Source organism: Exiguobacterium sp. K1 (assembly GCF_033721435.1).
Taxonomy (GTDB): Bacteria; Bacillota; Bacilli; order Exiguobacteriales; family Exiguobacteriaceae; genus Exiguobacterium_A; species Exiguobacterium_A artemiae.
The window spans coordinates 114,676-133,714 of record NZ_JAOTIT010000005.1 but is presented as its reverse complement, the minus strand read 5'-3'; the positions used below and the strand labels follow the sequence as shown (position 1 = coordinate 133,714).

Here is a 19,039-nt window from a genome sequence, read left to right as displayed (position 1 = left end):
GTTGTTTCCACAAAGGAACAGAGCCTGTCTTTTTGTTTTAATCCATTACTCCAATCAGTTCAATCATTAAAGCTTTTTGCGCATGAAGGCGGTTTTCCGCCTGATCAAATACAAGGGAGTGACTGCCGTCAATGACTTCCGCTGTCACTTCTTCCCCGCGGTGCGCCGGAAGACAATGCAGGAAAATCACATCCGTTGCTGCTGACGACAACAACGTTTGATTCACTTGATATCCTTCGAATGCCTTGAGACGTGCTTCTGACTCCTCTTCCTGACCCATACTGGCGAATACATCACTGTAAATGACATCAGCACCCGCAACCGCTTGAACAGGATCCGTATATTGTTCAATCTGTCCTCCGGATTGTTGTGCCAGCATCTTCGCCTGGTCAATAATCGTTTGATCCGGTGCATAAGCAGCCGGACTACAAATTCGAACGGTCATTCCACTTAACGCGCCGCCTAAAAGCAACGAGTGAGCCATGTTGTTTCCGTCCCCGATATAAGCCAATATCTTTCCTTTACGTTGACCAAAATGCTCCTCGATCGTCAATAAATCTGCCAAGACCTGACACGGATGATGGAGGTCCGTCAATCCGTTAATGATCGGAATCGTTCCGTGCGCTGCCAACGTCTCGACCGTTTCATGTGCAAACGTCCGGATCATCAAGGCGTCGACATAACGGCTCATGACTTGAATCGTATCGCTGAGGGACTCTCCGCGACCAATCTGCATATCCGATCCGTTTAAGACGACCGGATATCCTCCCAATTCGACGACACCGACCTCAAAAGAAATCCGTGTCCGCGTCGATGCTTTTTCAAACAGCAACGCGACTTTTTTTCCGGCAAGTGTTTGGGCATATGTCGCTGGAGAAGCTTTAACGTCTTTCGCCAGTTCCAATAGATCAGTCAGTCCTTCTGCTGTCAGTTCTTCCAGTGTCAGCAAATGCTTTAATCGTTGTGTAGTCGTCATTGGATTCGCTCCTTTTGTGTCGTCCATTCGGATAATGGCTTAACGGTACACATCGGTATCGTTTGGACGGATTCGAAGTATTGGGCAAGATGTTCTTCAGTAATGACAATCGCTCCTTGGGCCAGCGCTTTTTCCCGTTGTTCCCGTTCTGATTCTGATTTCGAGAAGAACACAAGACACGTATCAAACTCGGTATCCGGCTGAACTGCCGCTCCTTCTGACCACGCGTCTGTTCCCGCTCCACAGATTCGAAGCGTTCGCTTGGCCATCGCTGTTTTCGTCGTCTGGTCGAAGACGAACCGTTCTTTGGCAAGTCCCGCTTCCGTCCACTGCAATGTTTCCCCGGTCGAACGCATGACAGGACCTGTCATCGGATCGACACCACGCAGCTTCAGCGTTGAGAATACCGGTGTCTTGACCGCATGGAACGGTAACGTCAACCGGTTTGCCGGCAAGGCTTCAACCTTCATCCCGATGGCGGCTTGAACCGCCCACTCGAGCAACGGTTGTCCCGTCACCTTCGAGACAATCGGCAAGGTACGCGAAGCCCGCGGATTAATCTCGAGAACGTAGACGGTTTGATCTTTTACGACGAACTGGATGTTGAAGGCACCTTGGTAATCCAGATGTTGACCGATTGTTTGCGCAATCCGTTCGATTTCATCCTGTAAGCTTGCCGGAGCTGAAACAGGCGGCAAAATCATTGTGGAGTCGCCGGAGTGAACACCGGCGGCTTCGATTTGTTCCATGATGACCGGTACGTAGGTCGTCGTTTTGTCTGAAATACAATCGACTTCGAACTCGTGTCCTTCGATATAGGCATCCACTAAAATCGGAAACGCCATTCCCGGTAATAATTTTTCAAAATCGCTTGCTGTCGTTAACCGGTGCATTCCTTTTCCACCAATGACGTACGATGGACGGATCATCAGCGGATACCCCAGTTCCTTGACGATTGCCGTCAATTCTTCCTCGTTCGACACTTCCTGACCCGGTATACGGTCAATCTGAAGTCGATCCAAGAATTGATAAAAACGATCACGGTCTTCCATTTCGTCAATCGTGTCGGCTGTCGTTCCTAAGAGCTGGTATCCTAACTGTTCGAGTTCTGCAGCCAGCGTAATGGCTGTCTGTCCACCAAACTGGACAAGCACCTGCCGGCATTGTTCTGCTTCCAGTACATGAACAACATCTTCAATCGTCAGCGGTTCAACGTAAAGACGGTCCGCCACTTCAAAGTCGGTCGAGACGGTTTCTGGATTGTTGTTGATCATGATGGTTTCATAACCGGCTTTCTGTAAAGCACGAACAGCATGAACCGAACAATAATCGAATTCAATTCCCTGTCCGATCCGGATCGGTCCGGCGCCGAGAACGGCAACCTTTTTCCGGCTCGACGGAGTCACTTCCGTTCGGCCGGACCAACTGCCGTAAAAGTACGGTGTCAGACTTGAAAATTCCGCCCCACAAGTGTCAATCATTTGAAAACTTGGTTGAATTAAAAAAGTATTCCGTTGCTGTTGCACGACTTCAAGTGGAACGTCGGTAATCTGTGCGATCTGCTGGTCTGTAAATCCGAAGCGTTTTGCCTGTTGAAGTGACTCTTTTGATTCCAGATCCAATGTTTCCTGCATCAAAATCAATGTCTCAAGCGTCGTGAGGAACAACGACTGAATCTGCGTTTTTTCAGCCAGTTCTTCGTGCGTCGCCGCTTTTCGATCGAGCAATGCCAGCATGGCCAATAACCGGCGATCCGTGATTTGATTGACTTCCTGCCACAAGACCTCCGTATCAGCCTGCTTCATCCAATTCGGATATAACGGCGCTTGTTCGATTCCGGCACCCCGCCATGCTTTTTGCAAGGCTTCCTCGAGTGTCTTGCCCATTGCCATGCTCTCTCCGGTCGCCTTCATCTGTGTACCGAGCGACCGGTCACTTCCCGGGAAAAGATCAAACGGGAAACAGGGCACTTTAGCCGTGACATAATCCAGGACAGGTTCGAAACTGGCCATCGTTTCCTTTGTCACCGGATTGATGCAGTCATCAAGACGCTCACCGAGCGCAAGACGGGTCGCTAATTTTGCAATCGGATATCCCGTCGCCTTGGAGGCTAAAGCAGAAGACCGACTGACGCGGGGATTGACCTCAATGACATAGTAGGTCTGTTCTGTCGGATGGATTGCAAATTGGATATTACAGCCACCGACGACACCGAGCGCAGAAACGATTTCCCGCGATGCCGTCCGTAAGATTTGATTCATTTTATCAGAGATCGACTGAATCGGTGCAAAGACGACCGAATCTCCCGTGTGCACGCCGACCGGGTCGATATTTTCCATATTGCAGACGATGATTGTCGTATCAAAGGCATCCCGCATCACCTCGTACTCGACTTCCTTATAACCAGCAATGCTGGCTTCGACGAGACATTGTGAAATCGGACTGGCCTGAAGTCCATTCGCCGCAAGTTTACGGGCTTCTTCTTTTGTTTGAGCAATCCCGCCACCGGTTCCACCGAGCGTAAACGCCGGACGGACAACAAGCGGGACGCCCGCTTTTTCCATGAACCCTTCCAGTTCCTCCAACGTCTCGATCGTCTGACTGATCGGGAGCGGTTGATCCAGTTCCAGCATCCGCTGTTTAAATCGTTCACGGTCTTCCCCGTCTCGGATCGTTTCAAGGGATGTCCCGAGCAGTTTGACTTGATACTGATCCAGTACTCCTGCTTCTTCGAGCGATAGTGCCAGGTTCAAGGCGGTTTGGCCGCCGACTGTTGCCAGTAAATGGGTCGGGCGTTCACGTTTGATAATGGCTGTCGCTTTTTCAAGCGTCATTGCTTCGATATAGATATGGTCCGCTGTTGAGGGATCCGTCATGATCGTAGCCGGATTCGAATTCATCAACATGACCTCGCATCCCGCTTCCCGAAGTGTCTGACATGCCTGTGTACCCGAGTAATCAAATTCCGCTGCTTGACCAATCACGATTGGGCCTGATCCGATGACCAGGACTTTTTTAACTTCCTGCATATGCTACCTCCTGCTTTAAGATGCCCGCTACGAATTGATCAAATATCACCATCGCTTCCAGTGGACCGGGATGAGCTTCCGGGTGAAACTGAACCGTCAAAATAGGATGCGTCGGATGAAGCAGTCCTTCAATCGAGCCGTCATTGATATGTTCATAAGCGACGTTCAGTTCAGAATTTTGCACGCTGTCCGCTTGAACGACATAACCATGATTTTGTGATGTCATGAAGACACGTCCGGTTTTCAACTGACGGACCGGATGATTTGCCCCGCGGTGACCATGGTGTTGCTTTTCGATTCGACATCCGAAGGCCTTAGCAATCAGTTGATGTCCCATGCAGATGCCAAGCGTCGGATAGGCAAGTGCCAGTTTCTTGATTTCTGGAATCAAGTGATCGAGTTGGCTCGGATCTCCGGGTCCATTCGAAAAAAGTAATCCGTCAGGCTTTAATTCATCGATGACTGTTTTCGGTGTATCGAACGGCACGACCGTCACTTTCATCTGACGCTCCTGCAAGGCTTCAATCATCGATTTTTTCACCCCGTAATCGAGACACACGATATGTCCGGCCTCGTAATCGGTTGGATAAATCTCCGGCTGTTTGGTCGAGAGGGTGGCAATCAAGTTCGACTGTTCCTGAACAGAAGATGTCCCGCATGTGAGGATACCGATCTGATCCCCCTGATTGCGTAAATGATGGACCAATGCCCGTGTATCGACTTGTGTTAAAACTGGGATATCCGATGCTGCCAACCAATCCGCCAAGTCTGACCGTAATCCGTTGTTCGCTAAGGTCTGAACGACTACACCGGATACTTGAATCTGACGGCTTTCTGAATCCTGTTCTGAAATTCCGTATTGTCCAATGAGCGGGTAGGTAAAAACGATGATTTGTCCCCGGTAGGAAGGATCGGTCAATACTTCTTGATAACCGGTCATTCCCGTGAAAAATACAACTTCTCCTTGAACGGACGAGGAACCAATCAATTCACCTGGATATACATGTCCATCCGCTAATGTTAATGCCCCTGTTCCTTTCACATCATGACCTCCTGTTGACATACTGTTTTGATTTTTTCGACCGCGAGATCAAGCTCCTGTTCCGTGACGCACAGTGAAGGTAACAACCGAATGACATTCGGTCCCGCGCTGACGACGAGCATTCCGGCTTGTTGCAACGCTGTAATCAGGGATGAAACCGGTTCATGAAATTCAATTCCGATCATTAGTCCGCGTCCCCGCACATCAACGACCATCGTCTCCGGCAATTGCTTCAGTTGTTGCATCAAATAAAGTCCTTTTTGTTGAACTTGTTTCATTTGTTGCTCGTTTAGCAAGACGTCCAGTGTCGCTTCTGCCGCTGCCATTGCCAACGGATTCCCTCCGAACGTCGATCCGTGGGTACCCGGTGTGAAAACAGCCGTTGCTTCCGGTATTGTAATGATGGCTCCGACCGGGAATCCGCTTCCGAGACCTTTTGCCACGGTAATGATATCCGGCTTTAGCGGCGTCTGTTCAAAAGCGAAACGGGATCCGGTTCTTCCGATTCCTGTCTGGACTTCATCGATGACTACCTTCACATCATACTGTCGAGCTTTCTCCATCAACGCTTCCAACCAGGCATTTTCCGCTACGATGACACCGCCTTCTCCCTGAATCACTTCAAGCCAAACGGCAGCCGTCTGATTCGTAATCATTTCAAGACTGTCAAAATCGTTAAAGGTCAGATGCTTGAAATCCGGAACCATTTCTCCGAACCCGGCTTTAATCTTGTCTTGACCCGTTGCTCCCATCATGGCAAAGGTTCTTCCATGAAACGACTGACTGAACGTCAGGATTTCTTTTTTCTGTGTCCATTTCCGAATTAGCTTAAATGCCCCTTCATTCGCTTCCGTCCCGCTGTTACAAAAAAACACATGGCTCAAATGACTGTTTTCCGTCAACATCGCGGCAACACGTTCCTGTTTACTGCTCATGAATAAATTAGACGTATGCCATAATTTTTGAAGTTGTTCTTGTAACGCCTGTTCCACATGCGGGTGTCGATGACCGGTGTTGCAGACGGCAATTCCCATCACGAAATCCAGATAGTTTTTGCCTGCTTTGTCTTGTACGAACGATCCGTTCCCTTCGACCAATTCAATGTCATGACGTAAATACGTCGGTAGTAAAGCGCTCATTGGTTTCCTCCTTGATCCGTGTCCCTTGGCTCGTCACGTCGTGTCCGGAACGAATCTTGACCTGATGTATCCCTTGTCGGACCGCTTCGATGACGGCTTCGACTTTCGGAATCATTCCTCCGTTGACTTCCGTTGATTCAATTCCCTCCTCCAGTTCCGCGACCGTCACCTCTGACTGGAAGGTGCCATTCAGCCGGACACCAGATACATCCGTCAGTAGTTCGAATTCATCGACAGCGAGTCCTTTCGCTACAGCAATCGCACAGGTGTCCCCATTACAATTCAACGTCCCTTCCGTCCCTGTAATCAGGGAGGTGACGACAGGAAGGAATCCCGATGCCATCAATGTCGTAAATAACTTCGGATTAATCTGTGTCACTTCTCCGACTGCTCCGAACGCCGGTTGCTGCTCCCCCCGAATACTGGCTCCGTCAATTCCCGTCAAGCCGATTGCCGGCAGCCCGTTTTCATTCAATGCATAGACGATTTTTGATTGCACTTCTCCTCCAAGCACCCGTTCCGCTCCCAGCAGAACCTGCTCTGTCGTCACCCGGATCCCGTTGTTGAATTCCGCTTTAATATTCATGTCCCGGCAATAAGCCGATAAAGCCGGTCCACCACCGTGGAGGATGATCAATTCATTTTTCTCGACAAGCCACTGACTCCATTCTTCGTAATAACGCGGGTCCAGCTGTTCGAAGACACTTCCGCCCAGTTTGATCAATTTACGTTTCGTCATGTCCGGTAACTCGCATTGATTTTGATATAGTCATACGTCAAGTCACAACCGAACGCATGACCGCTGGCAGGTCCTTGATTTAAATTCACTTCGATTTCCACAACCTCTTGCGCCAGTTCACGGGAAGCCAACGATTCGTCGAATAGAACCGGCATGCTGTGACGCAGAACCCACTGGGAACCGATCCGGATATCAATTTGTCCGACATCAATCGGTTCATCGATACTGCCGACCGCTGCGATGATCCGGCCCCAGTTCGCATCTTCACCGAAAATCGCTGTTTTCACGAGGGAAGACCCTACAATCTGTTTGGCAATTTTCCGGGCAGTCCATTCGTTCGCCGTACCATGGACGTTGACTTCAATCAGCTTCGTCGCCCCTTCTCCGTCACGTGCAATTTGTTTCGCTAAATCTTGACATACTTCCTCGACCGCTTGTTGGAACTGCTCGATTTCGTCCGTCTCCGGTTGAAGCGGCTGTGTTTGTGCGGCTCCACTTGCAAGAATCATCACCATGTCATTCGTCGAACTGTCACCGTCGACGGTGATACAGTTAAACGTCCGGTTGACCGCAGACTTCAAGATGTCCTGTAGTAACGGTGAAGGAATTGAGGCATCCGTCGTTAAAAAACCAAGCATCGTCGCCATATTCGGATGAATCATGCCCGAACCTTTGGCCACTCCGCAGACCGAAACCAACTCGCCGTCTAACCAGATTTGACGTCCGGCCGTCTTCGTACCGGTATCGGTCGTTAAAATAGCCAGGGCAAAATCATCGGCTTGTTCTTCACCTTCATCCGGCTGTAACTGTTCAATTCCTTGAAGTAACGTATCGATTGCGAGCGGCTGTCCGATGATGCCGGTCGAAGCGATGACGACATGTTCCTGTGCCAATTGAAACTGATCGGCAACGGCTTGTTGGGAGGCATAAGCATGTTCGAGGCCGAGCTGACCTGTACAGGCATTGGCATTCCCGCTGTTGACTAAAACGGCATGGACTTTTCCACCCGATGTTGCCATCGCCTGTTTCGTTACGGTAATCGGTGCAGCCTGGACCTGATTGGTCGTGTAGACAGCTGCCGCATCGGCACCCGCTTCACATAATAAAAGAGCTAAATCTTTCCGTTTGCGTCTGAGCCCGACATGAACTCCCGTCGCCTTGAATCCTTTTGGTGTCGTCACGGTCAATGGTGATGTCAGTTGTATATTTAACATAGTCATGGTCCCCTCTATATAAAGAATGGCTGTTGTGTCAGACCTAGTGTTTCTGGATATCCGCCAATGACATTGGCATTTTGAATCGCTTGTCCTGCTGCGCCTTTTTGCATGTTATCCAGCACGGATACGACCGTCAGTCTTCCCGTACGTGTATCCAGATAGACCGAAATGTCACAATAGTTGCTTCCGGCTGCCGATTTGATTTCCGGATCCGTTTGTCCGATACGGATAAACGGTTCCTGTTTATATTTTTCAATGAACCATGTCCGCCACTCGGCTTCCGTTTTTTCAACAACGGGTTGCAACGTCATCGTCGCCATGATGCCACGGTTGAGTGGCACGAGATACGTCGCAAGTGATACGGTAATCTGTTGTCCGGTGATATCTTCAGCAATCGATTCGATTTCCGGAATATGTTGATGTTGGTTCATTTTGTACAATCGGACATTTTCGCTTGATCGAACGTGGTGTGTTTGTTCCGTCAATGTTTTTCCTGCTCCCGATAAGCCGGAGCTCGCATGAATGATGATTTGCGACGGATCAATCACCCGCTCTTCTAATAGCGGTAATAATCCGAGTAAGACAGCCGTAGCATAACAACCCGGATTGGCAATCAAACGACTGTCCTTGATTTGCTCCCGCTTCCATTCCGTCAGTCCGTAGGTTGCTTTTTTCTGGAGAACCGCATCGACGCTTTCATGGGGATACCATTTTTCATACAATGATTTTTCAAGACGCAAGTCTCCGCTCAAATCAATGACCGTTCCTTTCCAGTCATCCAGCTGTTTCAGATATTTCGTGGAAATTCCGCTCGGCGTCGCTAAAAATAAAAGATCTGTTTCCACCGCTTCAATCTGTTCCAGTGAAAATGCTGTCAGTACAGGAAATTGTTTATTATTCATGAAACTGTATAAATTATTCATTTCCTGATTGGTTTGCGAATCGCTGATCAACGAGACGATTTCCAAATGAGGATGTAATTCAATCAGGCGTATCAGCTCAATCGCAGCATATCCGGTCGCACCTACAATCGTACATTTCATCGTCGAAACCCCTTTGACCTTAAATGATAACTCGATTTAAACATATGTATATTTATACTGTCAAATGAATTTTTATTTATTTTAAACATAAAAAAAAGGCTTTGATCAATGACATCTCAATAGATGTGACTGATTAAAGCCTTTTTTTATCCGAAATGAAATTATCTTTTTTCCGCCCGTTGAGCGACCATGTGATCAATTCCGTAAACACTGGCTCCCATTAACGCAATGACTACGACAAAAATTGCAGTAAACATATGTATCTCCTCCTGTTCACAAAATCGACATCTCTTATTTCTTATTGTGCAAGATTTTTGCCGAAAAAGAAAGCGTTTACGACAAATTTTCGTCACATTTTCTATTTATCCTGTCGTTTTTAGTGGAATCCAGATAGTTGACGAATGAATTCATATCCTTTAACATAACAACTGTTCTTCACTTTACTTTCACACGTAAAAGCAAACAAGCATAAACGCAACATAGAACTCAAGGAGGTGGAAGCATGCGCATGTCTTTTCGTGAATCCGCAGCTGTCCTAGGAATTAGTATCATTATCTTATTATCCGTCATATTCGGTGCCAAAGCCGAACCGCATCTCGCTATCTTATCCAGTTTGATTTTTGTCGTTGCCTATGCTGCTGTCCGCGGCTTCCGTTATGAAGAACTTGAACAACATATGATTAACGGAATTCGTGAAGCCATCAAACCGATCTTAATCATGTTGCTTGTCGGTATGACGATTGCCGTCTGGATGATGAGCGGAGCTGTTCCGACACTCCTTCACTACGGACTGGAAACACTTTCTGCAACATGGTTCGCACCAAGTGCTTTAATCATTACGATGATTGTTTCGACGTTTACCGGGAGTTCCTTTACAACAATCGGAACGGTCGGTGTTGCTTTGATGGGAATCGCAGTCGCACTTGGTGTTAATCCGGCCCTTGCCGCCGGTGCCATCATCAGCGGTGCCTGTTTCGGAGATAAGATGTCCCCTTTATCCGATACAACGAATTTTGCACCGGGAATCATCAATGTCTCGGTCTTTGATCATATTCGTTTTATGATGGGCACAACAATTCCTGCCATTACAATCACGTTCATTCTGTTCTTTATCTTCGGACGGGGAGACGGTTCGATTGATTCACAAACTATCGGCTCCACTCAACAGGAATTGACGCGTCTGTTTAATCTCTCACCATGGACACTGCTGTCACCGTTACTCGTAATGATTCTTGCATTACGTAAAACACCCGTCGTTCCGACTCTGATCGTCGGGGTCCTGAGCGGTCTCCTGTTGACTGGATTAACACAAGGCAACTGGAACATCGGACAATGGATGAGCGTCATCCAAAACGGATTAAAGATTGAAACAGCCAACGAAACGGTCGCAAGTATCGTCAGCAAAGGCGGTCTCCAGTCGATGATGTGGTCCGTTTCACTTGTCATGCTTGCCCTGGCTTTCGGTGGTGTCCTTCGTGGAATTGGCGTCATCGATGTCATTATCGAAAACACGGTTTCAAAATTAAAACGGGACGGCAGCATCATCTCATCGGCTGCACTCGCTTCAATCGGCGTCAACTTCATGGCCGGTGAACAATACTTGTCTATCCTGTTACCCGGTCAAGCGTTTAAACAGATCTTTAAAGACCGTTCGATTGATCCGCGTTTTCTCTCACGGGCTCTCGAAGACGGTGGAACTCTTGTGAATCCGTTGATTCCTTGGGGTGTATCCGGTGCGTTCTTCACCTCGACACTCGGTGTCCCAGTTACTGCGTATGTTCCATTCGCCTTTTTCTTGTTACTGTCGCCTTTCTTCACTTTTGTTTTTGCCTTTACCCGCCCTACCAAACAAGCTGCAAAAGATTTGGCAGCTTAATCGACGGATTTCCTGAAGGGGCTGACTCAAAAGTCAGTCTCTTCAAAAATCAAGGTGGCAGATGATCATTCTGCCACCTTGATCTCGTTTAAATAGGAATCACTTGTTTCCGCCACTCCTACAGGAAAAAGCGCATGTTGCGCTGTCAGTGATATGCTCCCCAAAAAGTAGACAGTTGAAATAAGAAAAACTGTTTACTTTTGAAAGGAGCTTTTTTCTTGAAGATTGCTTGAAAATATATTTCTTTTCACTTTGTTTGACAAATATTGTACAGAATTCAGCAATTGCAAATAAACATGTGTAAATTCAAAAGGAAATGGGAATATACCAAACATAAGATTAAAAAATTACAGCGAATTATAAAAAGAGAAACTTGCACCTGATCCTAAGGATGCGTTCGATGTAATTTTGTAGGAGGAGTTCGATTATGATCAAACGTGGCACACTGGAACGGCTTGATGGCAAATATGCTGTTCTTCTCTGGGAGAATGGTTCAAGTTTCATCCCACGCCGCTATTTGCCTACTGAAGCAAGGCTTGGTGATACAATATTATTCGACGGATCTAATTATTCAATTGATGCAACTAACTCTACCCAGTCTTCCTTTCAAACGTTTTCGTTTCGGCAAATGGGTTGACACTTAAAAAGCCATCTGACCGCTTAAAATGACTAGCAGACACGTTGTCTCGAATAGTCGTTTCTTGCGACAGATGGCTTTTGTCTGTTAACGAATCTGGAGCGTCTGTTCAGCGCAGCTTGGACAGGGCGTTTGGGTGAGCTCATCCAAAGAAAGTCGAACCAAAACAGAATTATCTTGTTCACAGCGATGGACCGGTTCAATGATTGCCCCTTTCAAAAACAAGGCGCACCAAAACCGGGTGGAGATTTGCTGACAGGTCAAACACTGAAAGACATCATATTGATGCGGTACCCATCCGTCTTCAATTTCCTCAATATGGGCATGGTACGTCCGAATCAACTCGGCCCGTATCCGATCATCAATTTTTTGGCGACTGACGAGCGGCTCTTGATACGGTGGAACAAATAAAAAAGGCAATGCTGATGCATAACTTTCCATCCCATACGTCAACACCGACGGAAATCCTTTCCACTCTTCCTGCTGACCGATTTCAATGATTTGACGATACGTACATACCGCACAATATAATTCCATCCGGTTATCCTCCGATCTTCCGTACCATCTCTTTCAGCATCTCTTGCGTAACGGGTCCGACATGTTTTCCGACAATCGTCCCTGTTTGATCAATAATGTAAGTCGCCGGCATCGCTACTAACTGATACGTTTTTTCCGATTGTCCTTTCGTATCATAAAGTACCGAGTACGTAATAGGCGTTTTTTTCAAAAACTGTTTTACATCACTCAACCGTCTTTCCGCAGTCGTCACGTTGATACCGTACACCGGGATTGATGTCGATTTGGCAAAGGCATTTAATTCCGGTATTTCCTGCTGACAAGGGGGGCACCAGGTTGCCCAAAAATTAATGACGATGAGCTGATCCGTTAAATCAGACAAATGAATCATTCGACCGTCTTGTTCTATTTCGAGGTCAGGCGCGTTCATTCCTGTTTCAAGTCCACCCTCTGCTTGTTGTTTTGCTTTCATTTGTTGTTGGTCCTGTTTCGTCTGATAGGCGCTGTAACTTGTATAGGCAATTCCCGAAATGATGATTGCCGCCATCAGATACACTACATATTTTTTCACTGATTTCGTCACTCCTCTATGTATGTAGTGTAGCAGAATCGCCCGCTTGATTTGTGACAAAAAAGGCAGACTGGTGCTGACTTTTTTTCCGCTCGGATGAAATATATTTGACGTACAAAAAAACAGGAGTCGGATGTTCTCCAACTCCTGTCAACGATTTTCATATCGTTTCATTCATTAATTATAACGCGGCAATTGTTTTTTGACCTGACGGTTATCTTTAACGCTGCCAACCGCCTCATCTCCGCCAAGTGCTTCGTTTAATGTGGTTTTACCTTCTTTGACTTCCAGTCGGCGATTAAAGAGTGCCCGATTGTCGACGGCTGCGACCAGGATGGAAGCAACATCCGTTTCGGAAATCGTGGCTTCCTTGACATCCTTCAAGTCTTCGTCGGCCTCAATCAATCCGCGTCCTTCTCCGTCAACGACGTTAACCGGACAAATGATGGTATATGTGAGTCCACTATGTTCAATCTGTTCTTCGGCTGCATTTTTAGCGGCGTAGAACGGATACATCTCTTTTTTGAATTGGTTCGGACGATCAGCACCATAGGCACTGAGGAGGACGAAATGACGAACACGCGCCTTTTTCGCAGCATCAATCGTTTTTAAAGCAACCGTCCGATCAAGTAACTCGATTTCAGTCGGTTCCCCGTCAACACCGGCTGTCGCTGCACAGATGACAGCGTCTTGACCGGAAACACCCTGTTCGATGACTTTTTCGAGTTCTGTTTCGATATCGACATAGTGCGCTTTAACACCAAGTTTCTCAAATCGTTCCACTAAATGCTGATGGCGGACGATAACCGTGACTTGATGACCTTTAGCGAGCGACTTGACGACACGAGCTCCGATTGTACCTGATGCACCTACAACTAATACTTTCATATGATAGGTCCCTCCTCGATAGATTAGTCACCTTTACTAATTTCCACTGTTCGAGAAAGAACAAACCCGTTTTGAAAAATTAATCGTTTTTTAATGTCCCATAAAACGTCGTGTCGAGTTTCGCACGCAAGTCCTTCAATTCTTTTTCCTTAGGGAAGTCATAGAAAATACCATTCATCCGCTCACTGACACCTTCGACTTCAAGGTGTTCCCGTTTCGAGAACAACGCGAGCGATAGCCCCGCCGTCATCATCTGACGGACGCTGACATCGAGATTCATTTCTTCCTTCATATACCGGTGTGCGCCGGGAATACTCGACCATCCCGTCGGTTTCATCAAATGTGTCGCCACGGCTTGGATGACTTCCGACTGTCGGTTTGCCCGTGCCACGTCTGTATCCGTTTTACGGTGACGGGAATAGGCTAACGCCATTGCCCCATCCATGTGATATTCTTTTCCTTTTTGGAACGAATACTGATTGGCTTTTCCACTCGCATCTTGTTCCGAGAACGTTCCTGTCGACACTAAATCGACTCCTCCGATTTCATCAATCAATCCGATGAAGCTGTCAAATGAAATGACGATCTTACTGTCAATGTCTTGATCGAGAAGTCCGCTGACTGCACTGCTCGTACAATCTTCGCCGCCGTATGCAAAGGCATGGGTGATCTTATCCTTTTTGCCGTTTTCACAGGCGATCGGCGTATACGTATCACGAGGAATCGACGTCAATTGAATCGTCCGTGAGAGCGGTACGAATTGCATGACGGACAGTGAATCTGATCTCGAACCGCGTAATGATTCTCCCGGCCGGGCGTCACTTCCGATCAGAAGAAACGTAAACGGTTGTGAACTAAAAAGAACGGCTGCAATCAGGACGAGTAATAATAAACCGAACAGCTTTGACTTGAAGCGACGTTTCTTTTTCGGAACAGGCTGTTTTTTCAACCGCTGTTCAGCTTCTGCTTCACGCACCGGCTCTTTCGTTCTGTTGCTCCTTGAAGCACGACGTTGGCTGAAACGATTCAAGGCCATACTCGCCAGTCTTGTTCCTGAACGCACGATGATTCCGGCTCCGGCCTGCAAGCGCTTTGCAGATGGTCTTGATACCTCTTTCCGGGCAGGCGTTCTTTCCGACGGCTCATCTAAATACCGTTGACTGGCAGAACGTTCGCTTTCATGATTTTGATCCATGGATTCGTGGGATACTTTCTCCTGATCCATCTTCTCTGATTCACGCAATTCTTCCTGACGTCTGCGCTCTAAACGGGAACGTCCTGAATGAAATTCTTCCATAGGTTACCTCCGTATCAATCTCGGGCTAAGTGTTTTTCCTGTAAAAAGTCACGCATATACGTCCGTTTCGGCTCTTTCATCGAAGCAGCCATCTGATAGACCCATCCTTCCGTCCGGCGTCCATCTGTTCGTTCTCCATAATACGTAGACGTTTCTTCTTCATATTGCGACAACAATTCACGCATCGTGTCGTCATTAGTATACGTATTCCGGTGGAAGACCGCATCCATCGGAAGGCGGGGTTTTTTCCCCGGCTGTTGGTCGGGAATACCGACTGCGACTCCAAATAACGGAACGACATGATCCGGAAAGCCCAACAGTTCACTCACTTTGGCAGCATCATTTCGTAATGAACCGATATAGACGGTGCCGTATCCTAACGATTCCGCTGCAATGACTAGATTTTGGGCGGCTAAACCGGCATCGACCGCACCGACAATCAAGGCTTCCGTCGTTTCGACCGTCCGGTCCACGGAACCGGATGCGATTTCCGCTGCCAGGATGTGTTTATGATAGTCGATACAAAAAACGAAAAAGTAACTGTTCTCAGCGACGTAAGATTGACCGCTCGCTACATCGACCAATTGGCGTTTCAGTGCTTCGTCCTCCACGCCGATGATGGCATAGGCCTGCTGATAAGAAGACGTAGAGGCAGACTGGGCCGAACGGACGAGCGTTTCGACTGTCTCTTGATCTAATTGATGAGGCTTGAATTTACGGATAGACCGGTGGTTAAGTAAATGTTCGATTGTTTCATTCATGAATAATTCGCTCCCTTTTTGTTAATGATTCTCTTAACGATAGGCAAACCTTTCCGGAAGTGCAAATGTTAGCTACCCGTGTTCCGAAACAATCATTTTTGAATTCCATGCACTGCCGATTACTTCTTAAAAAAATCGGGAAAAGGATAGGACTACTATTGTGTCTTTTTTGTCGAAGGAGGGCGATCATGAGAATTCGTAAACTGCGTCTTTTACTTGAACAATATGGCGATACGACCCTTCGCGACATCATCGTAGAAATCTATCGTCAACTTCCGAAACAAGTCATCGAAGAAAAAGATCTTGATTTGATGTTATCCCAGTTTGCGAAGTATAAAGGATTACAGAAAGAACAGGATCAACCGACTGTCGAACAGGCGATCGAGCAAACAGAACAATTCATTCAACTCGCATATGATTTACAGTACTTGGAGCCGAATGAGCTGGTCTCCGTCCGCGAACAAAAAAATTGGTACGTGACGGCAAAACGCCTGCTGAAACATTTGCGCCATTATATCGGTCGAAAAAATGGCACACGGGTTGCTTTTGAGGAATTCTTTTTTTTACTTTCTTCAGCCGCCGGAGAAGAACCGCTCTTTTTAAGTAACGATCCCTTCCGATTGATTAAGGTCACACAAGTCGAACTGTTCGAAGAACTGGTCGGTTATTACAAACTGGACGCATCGGATCAGACTTGGATGCAACGCGCCATCTATACTGCCGTCAAGGTACCGATCGATGTCGACACGGAACGCAGTGACCTCTTCCTCGCCGTCCTCACACATTGTACGGACGTCAATGAACGGGAGGCTTATGTTGCCTTATTAAACACGCATGCCAAAAAACTCCGGGCGAAAGTTCGTGTCGATGCGGACATGCTGGTCTTGTATCAAGAAATCCGTTTTGCCGAACTGCATGCCCTGATCGCTTTACGTGAACTCGAACGTGCTGAAACGATGTTGTTTACGGAATATATTCCTTATTTCTCACATCGTTCGACGCCCTTCCGGTATTATCTTAGTTTACTTGAACAAGCCGGATTAAAGGATGAACATGATCGGATTGAACGGGTCGGACGACGTAAACATATTCACTTTTAAGCTGAAATCCCTGCAAAAAAAGACGAAACGTTCTTCGGCAAGTCCCGAGAACTGATCGTCTTTTTCTTTAATCTGTCGCATTTACGATTCCTAATCCAACTGTCGCAAGCAAAGCAATGCAGGCGAATAAAAAAGCCATATCGTTTGGAGAGTCGAATCCGTCATATGTCGGTTCCTTTTGATCCGTGATAATCTCATCCATCGTCCCGTAACTGCCGTATGTGGTAGATTGCCGAACTGTCGTTTCTTTTTTTTCAATCTCCTGTGCGTGAACAGGGTTCATACCGACCAGGATCAAAAAAAGACCTGTCGCCATCAGTAGTCTCGTCATCTCATCACCACCTGATTATTTACCTTTAATTTCAATTTAATACATTAAAACACCATATTTTTGTTATACTAAATGCACTGGCTTTCATTTTTTCTGAAAGGACGTGCACGTGTTGAACATTTTATCGTACGATCAATTATCTCATCCACAACGGCGTTTGGTCCATCGCTTACTCCGTACCACTCCGTCTTCCCCGTCATCATTTTCCTACCCACCGATCGAACACCAGCAATGGACGATTTGGCATGAAGATCATGTCCAGGCAACTCTCGGATTTCATGTTTTCGAACATACCGTTCAACTTTTAAATGCTTCCTATACCGATCTACAGGCGTTTCAAATTCTCGCTCACCATGTCCATTTGCAGGCACTCTCGTTTTCTCCCCGTCATATCGATGTCCAAATCATACCGCCGAACGACTTTGGATTCATCACGACCTGGAACGCTTTAGGGTACTCTTTGTCCTGTGAACAATTTCGGCTGATTGGTCTGACGCGTGGCCGACCCGTCTCCGTTCAATTTAAACCACTCTCCTTGCGCAACCGTCAGTTGTTCTTGACGATTCGCAATGACGCAATCCGTTATTCTGACTTTCTTTTCCCTTATGGTGCTGCCCATCTCGATTATTTAGTCGATCAAGGTGTCCTGCCCTACCTCGTCTACGACAAGAACACCGTTGTTGGAACCATTCTGATTGAACAACATCAAAAGGTCGTCCGCCTTTTGGAAATTACATGTTTACCCCAATTGAAAAATCAAGGATACGGGCGCCGGATTCTCGATACGTTCCAAATGAAATTACATAAGAAAAATATCTTATCTTTTGAAGTGTATTGTTTTTCGACCCATCAAGAAGCTCTTCGCCTGTATCAACCGACAACTTTTTGTGATATTCAAATTTTTTCGAATTGGCACCGTTATTCCTGTGAACCGGTTTCGTTAACTACGTAACCGTTGAACGATTTCCGAGTATTCGCTGAGTATATATTGATCATCCAACGTATTGAAATCGATACCCGCCTGTCGCTTTAAATGGTCGCCGATGACAAATAAACTTTCGTAATAATCCGTTCCCATACTTGTTGCAAGACCCGGTTGATGATTATGAAATGCCAATAAGGCATCCTTTAGAATTTCCTCCTGATTTTGTTCCATCAAAACAGCGTCTAGCATCTTTGGGAATTGTTCCGTCTGACGACCGACGATCGCATAAAAAAGCGGAAAATGTTTGGCATATCGAAATGTTGTAACATACCGGGTGTTCTCAATGATGGATTGCAGGCTTTCAAACTTCGCTCGTTGGAGCCGTTCTGCCAGACCGACTGTCGCCGGATGTTGAAACAACGGAAGACTCTGTTCATCCGGTGCCTGCTCATGCGTCAACAACAACACGATGTCCAGGGTATTGATTTCATCCGTTTCAAGAAAACGGTCACTCCGTTGCAATGTCGTTGTGTAGTTTAGGTCCAACCCCGAATCGACGGCAAGTTGAAACAAGACGTGGTCATAGACTGTATACAAACCTACAGGAAAAGATAACGGCTGTCTGACAAGCGACCGGTGACCTTCGACTGTGATAAGTTGATTCAGATCGAGACCGGATGCAAGCAACTGTCGAAACAGCAGCGCGCCCTGCTCGATTTCCGTCAATTTCATCAGTAAACGGTCCATCTCAATCAACGGCTGTTTCGTCTCAAGAGCTAACGCGAGATGTTTGTCCGATTGAAGCGCGACGGCCCGTCCGACAAAATTCAAAGCTTGCCGCTCCTGTGCTGTCAGCAATTGATTGTATGTTTGAAAGGCTTCGTTCTCAAGTGTAAGAAAAGCATTCAGCGCCGGAGCGATGGCTTCATTTTTAACAAATCTTTTCATAAAT

At 47.0% G+C, this 19,039-nt stretch carries 18 protein-coding genes; 4 read left to right on the top strand and 14 right to left on the bottom strand.

All coding sequences use genetic code 11. The features are described from left to right. Positions 1-37 precede the first annotated feature (37 nt). Genes argF through argC form a run of 7 tightly spaced genes read right to left on the bottom strand, consistent with a single transcriptional unit; the run spans position 38 to position 9,185 of the window. Complete coding sequence (gene argF, locus N7U64_RS11715; RefSeq protein WP_214767349.1) at positions 38-976, bottom strand: ornithine carbamoyltransferase; 939 nt, start codon at positions 974-976, stop codon at positions 38-40. Continuing rightward, entirely contained in the window at positions 973-4,005 is a 3,033-nt protein-coding gene (carB, locus tag N7U64_RS11710) for a carbamoyl-phosphate synthase (glutamine-hydrolyzing) large subunit (protein ID WP_318929874.1), read from the bottom strand. Before carB ends, argF begins: the two co-directional genes overlap by 4 nt. After that, on the bottom strand, positions 3,992-5,047 hold the full coding sequence (locus N7U64_RS11705) for a carbamoyl phosphate synthase small subunit (protein ID WP_318929873.1): 1,056 nt from the start codon (positions 5,045-5,047) through the stop codon (positions 3,992-3,994). The genes carB and N7U64_RS11705 overlap by 14 nt, the downstream gene beginning before the upstream one ends. Next, entirely contained in the window at positions 5,044-6,186 is a 1,143-nt protein-coding gene (locus N7U64_RS11700; protein WP_318929872.1) for an acetylornithine transaminase, read from the bottom strand. The genes N7U64_RS11705 and N7U64_RS11700 overlap by 4 nt, the downstream gene beginning before the upstream one ends. After that, positions 6,152-6,925 carry an acetylglutamate kinase gene (gene argB, locus N7U64_RS11695; protein WP_318929871.1) on the bottom strand — a complete coding sequence of 258 codons (774 nt, stop codon included), beginning with the start codon at positions 6,923-6,925 and terminating at the stop codon, positions 6,152-6,154. The genes N7U64_RS11700 and argB overlap by 35 nt, the downstream gene beginning before the upstream one ends. Continuing rightward, positions 6,922-8,139 carry a bifunctional glutamate N-acetyltransferase/amino-acid acetyltransferase ArgJ gene (gene argJ, locus N7U64_RS11690; RefSeq protein ID WP_318929870.1) on the bottom strand — a complete coding sequence of 406 codons (1,218 nt, stop codon included), beginning with the start codon at positions 8,137-8,139 and terminating at the stop codon, positions 6,922-6,924. The genes argB and argJ overlap by 4 nt, the downstream gene beginning before the upstream one ends. Before the next feature lie 14 nt (positions 8,140-8,153). Continuing rightward, a complete protein-coding gene (argC, locus tag N7U64_RS11685; protein ID WP_318929869.1) occupies positions 8,154-9,185 on the bottom strand; it encodes an N-acetyl-gamma-glutamyl-phosphate reductase in 1,032 nt (343 codons plus the stop codon). A 502-nt stretch (positions 9,186-9,687) separates the two neighbouring features. Here argC and nhaC point away from each other — a divergent pair. Further along, a complete protein-coding gene (gene nhaC / locus N7U64_RS11680) occupies positions 9,688-11,061 on the top strand; it encodes a Na+/H+ antiporter NhaC (RefSeq protein WP_318929868.1) in 1,374 nt (457 codons plus the stop codon). Between the two features lie 427 nt (positions 11,062-11,488). Next, entirely contained in the window at positions 11,489-11,698 is a 210-nt protein-coding gene (locus tag N7U64_RS11675) for a DUF3006 domain-containing protein (protein WP_012369470.1), read from the top strand. Between the two features lie 87 nt (positions 11,699-11,785). On the opposite strand, the gene N7U64_RS11670 is transcribed toward N7U64_RS11675, so the two are convergent. The 5 genes from N7U64_RS11670 to nfsA all read right to left on the bottom strand — a co-directional run bounded on the left by N7U64_RS11670 (position 11,786) and on the right by nfsA (position 15,731). Further along, positions 11,786-12,235, bottom strand: coding sequence for a hypothetical protein (locus N7U64_RS11670; protein ID WP_214767334.1), 450 nt, complete (start codon positions 12,233-12,235; stop codon positions 11,786-11,788). A 4-nt stretch (positions 12,236-12,239) separates the two neighbouring features. Then, complete coding sequence (locus N7U64_RS11665; RefSeq protein ID WP_318929867.1) at positions 12,240-12,785, bottom strand: TlpA disulfide reductase family protein; 546 nt, start codon at positions 12,783-12,785, stop codon at positions 12,240-12,242. A 177-nt stretch (positions 12,786-12,962) separates the two neighbouring features. Next, positions 12,963-13,673 (bottom strand): NAD(P)H-binding protein, encoded by a 711-nt coding sequence (locus tag N7U64_RS11660; protein ID WP_318929866.1) that lies wholly within the window; start codon positions 13,671-13,673, stop codon positions 12,963-12,965. 79 nt (positions 13,674-13,752) lie between these two features. Beyond that, positions 13,753-14,970: an LCP family protein gene (locus tag N7U64_RS11655; protein WP_318929865.1), complete on the bottom strand. Its 1,218-nt coding sequence runs from the start codon at positions 14,968-14,970 to the stop codon at positions 13,753-13,755. A 14-nt stretch (positions 14,971-14,984) separates the two neighbouring features. Further along, on the bottom strand, positions 14,985-15,731 hold the full coding sequence (gene nfsA, locus N7U64_RS11650; RefSeq protein ID WP_318929864.1) for an oxygen-insensitive NADPH nitroreductase: 747 nt from the start codon (positions 15,729-15,731) through the stop codon (positions 14,985-14,987). A gap of 188 nt (positions 15,732-15,919) precedes the next feature. Between nfsA and N7U64_RS11645 the strand changes: the two genes are divergently transcribed. Then, entirely contained in the window at positions 15,920-16,831 is a 912-nt protein-coding gene (locus tag N7U64_RS11645) for a hypothetical protein (protein WP_318929863.1), read from the top strand. Positions 16,832-16,898: 67 nt separating this feature from the next. Here the strand turns inward: N7U64_RS11645 and N7U64_RS11640 are convergent, their stop codons facing one another. Continuing rightward, positions 16,899-17,162: a hypothetical protein gene (locus N7U64_RS11640; protein ID WP_318929862.1), complete on the bottom strand. Its 264-nt coding sequence runs from the start codon at positions 17,160-17,162 to the stop codon at positions 16,899-16,901. Between the two features lie 109 nt (positions 17,163-17,271). On the opposite strand from N7U64_RS11640, the gene N7U64_RS11635 reads away from it, so the two are divergent. Further along, on the top strand, positions 17,272-18,114 hold the full coding sequence (locus tag N7U64_RS11635) for a GNAT family N-acetyltransferase (protein WP_318929861.1): 843 nt from the start codon (positions 17,272-17,274) through the stop codon (positions 18,112-18,114). Here the strand turns inward: N7U64_RS11635 and N7U64_RS11630 are convergent. Further along, the gene (locus N7U64_RS11630) at positions 18,103-19,035 is read right to left on the bottom strand and encodes a hypothetical protein (protein WP_012369461.1); all 933 of its coding nucleotides are present in this window, start codon (positions 19,033-19,035) and stop codon (positions 18,103-18,105) included. The genes N7U64_RS11635 and N7U64_RS11630 overlap by 12 nt on opposite strands. Positions 19,036-19,039 lie beyond the last annotated feature (4 nt).

Coding starts and splice junctions, on each gene's coding strand:
- argF (WP_214767349.1), bottom strand. CDS start 976: ATGACGACTACACAACGATTAAAGCATTTGCTGACACTGGAAGAACTG.
- carB (WP_318929874.1), bottom strand. CDS start 4,005: ATGCAGGAAGTTAAAAAAGTCCTGGTCATCGGATCAGGCCCAATCGTG.
- N7U64_RS11700 (WP_318929872.1), bottom strand. CDS start 6,186: ATGAGCGCTTTACTACCGACGTATTTACGTCATGACATTGAATTGGTC.
- argB (WP_318929871.1), bottom strand. CDS start 6,925: ATGACGAAACGTAAATTGATCAAACTGGGCGGAAGTGTCTTCGAACAG.
- argJ (WP_318929870.1), bottom strand. CDS start 8,139: ATGTTAAATATACAACTGACATCACCATTGACCGTGACGACACCAAAA.
- argC (WP_318929869.1), bottom strand. CDS start 9,185: ATGAAATGTACGATTGTAGGTGCGACCGGATATGCTGCGATTGAGCTG.
- nhaC (WP_318929868.1), top strand. CDS start 9,688: ATGCGCATGTCTTTTCGTGAATCCGCAGCTGTCCTAGGAATTAGTATC.
- N7U64_RS11675 (WP_012369470.1), top strand. CDS start 11,489: ATGATCAAACGTGGCACACTGGAACGGCTTGATGGCAAATATGCTGTT.
- N7U64_RS11670 (WP_214767334.1), bottom strand. CDS start 12,235: ATGGAATTATATTGTGCGGTATGTACGTATCGTCAAATCATTGAAATC.
- N7U64_RS11660 (WP_318929866.1), bottom strand. CDS start 13,673: ATGAAAGTATTAGTTGTAGGTGCATCAGGTACAATCGGAGCTCGTGTC.
- N7U64_RS11655 (WP_318929865.1), bottom strand. CDS start 14,970: ATGGAAGAATTTCATTCAGGACGTTCCCGTTTAGAGCGCAGACGTCAG.
- nfsA (WP_318929864.1), bottom strand. CDS start 15,731: ATGAATGAAACAATCGAACATTTACTTAACCACCGGTCTATCCGTAAA.
- N7U64_RS11645 (WP_318929863.1), top strand. CDS start 15,920: ATGAGAATTCGTAAACTGCGTCTTTTACTTGAACAATATGGCGATACG.
- N7U64_RS11640 (WP_318929862.1), bottom strand. CDS start 17,162: ATGACGAGACTACTGATGGCGACAGGTCTTTTTTTGATCCTGGTCGGT.
- N7U64_RS11630 (WP_012369461.1), bottom strand. CDS start 19,035: ATGAAAAGATTTGTTAAAAATGAAGCCATCGCTCCGGCGCTGAATGCT.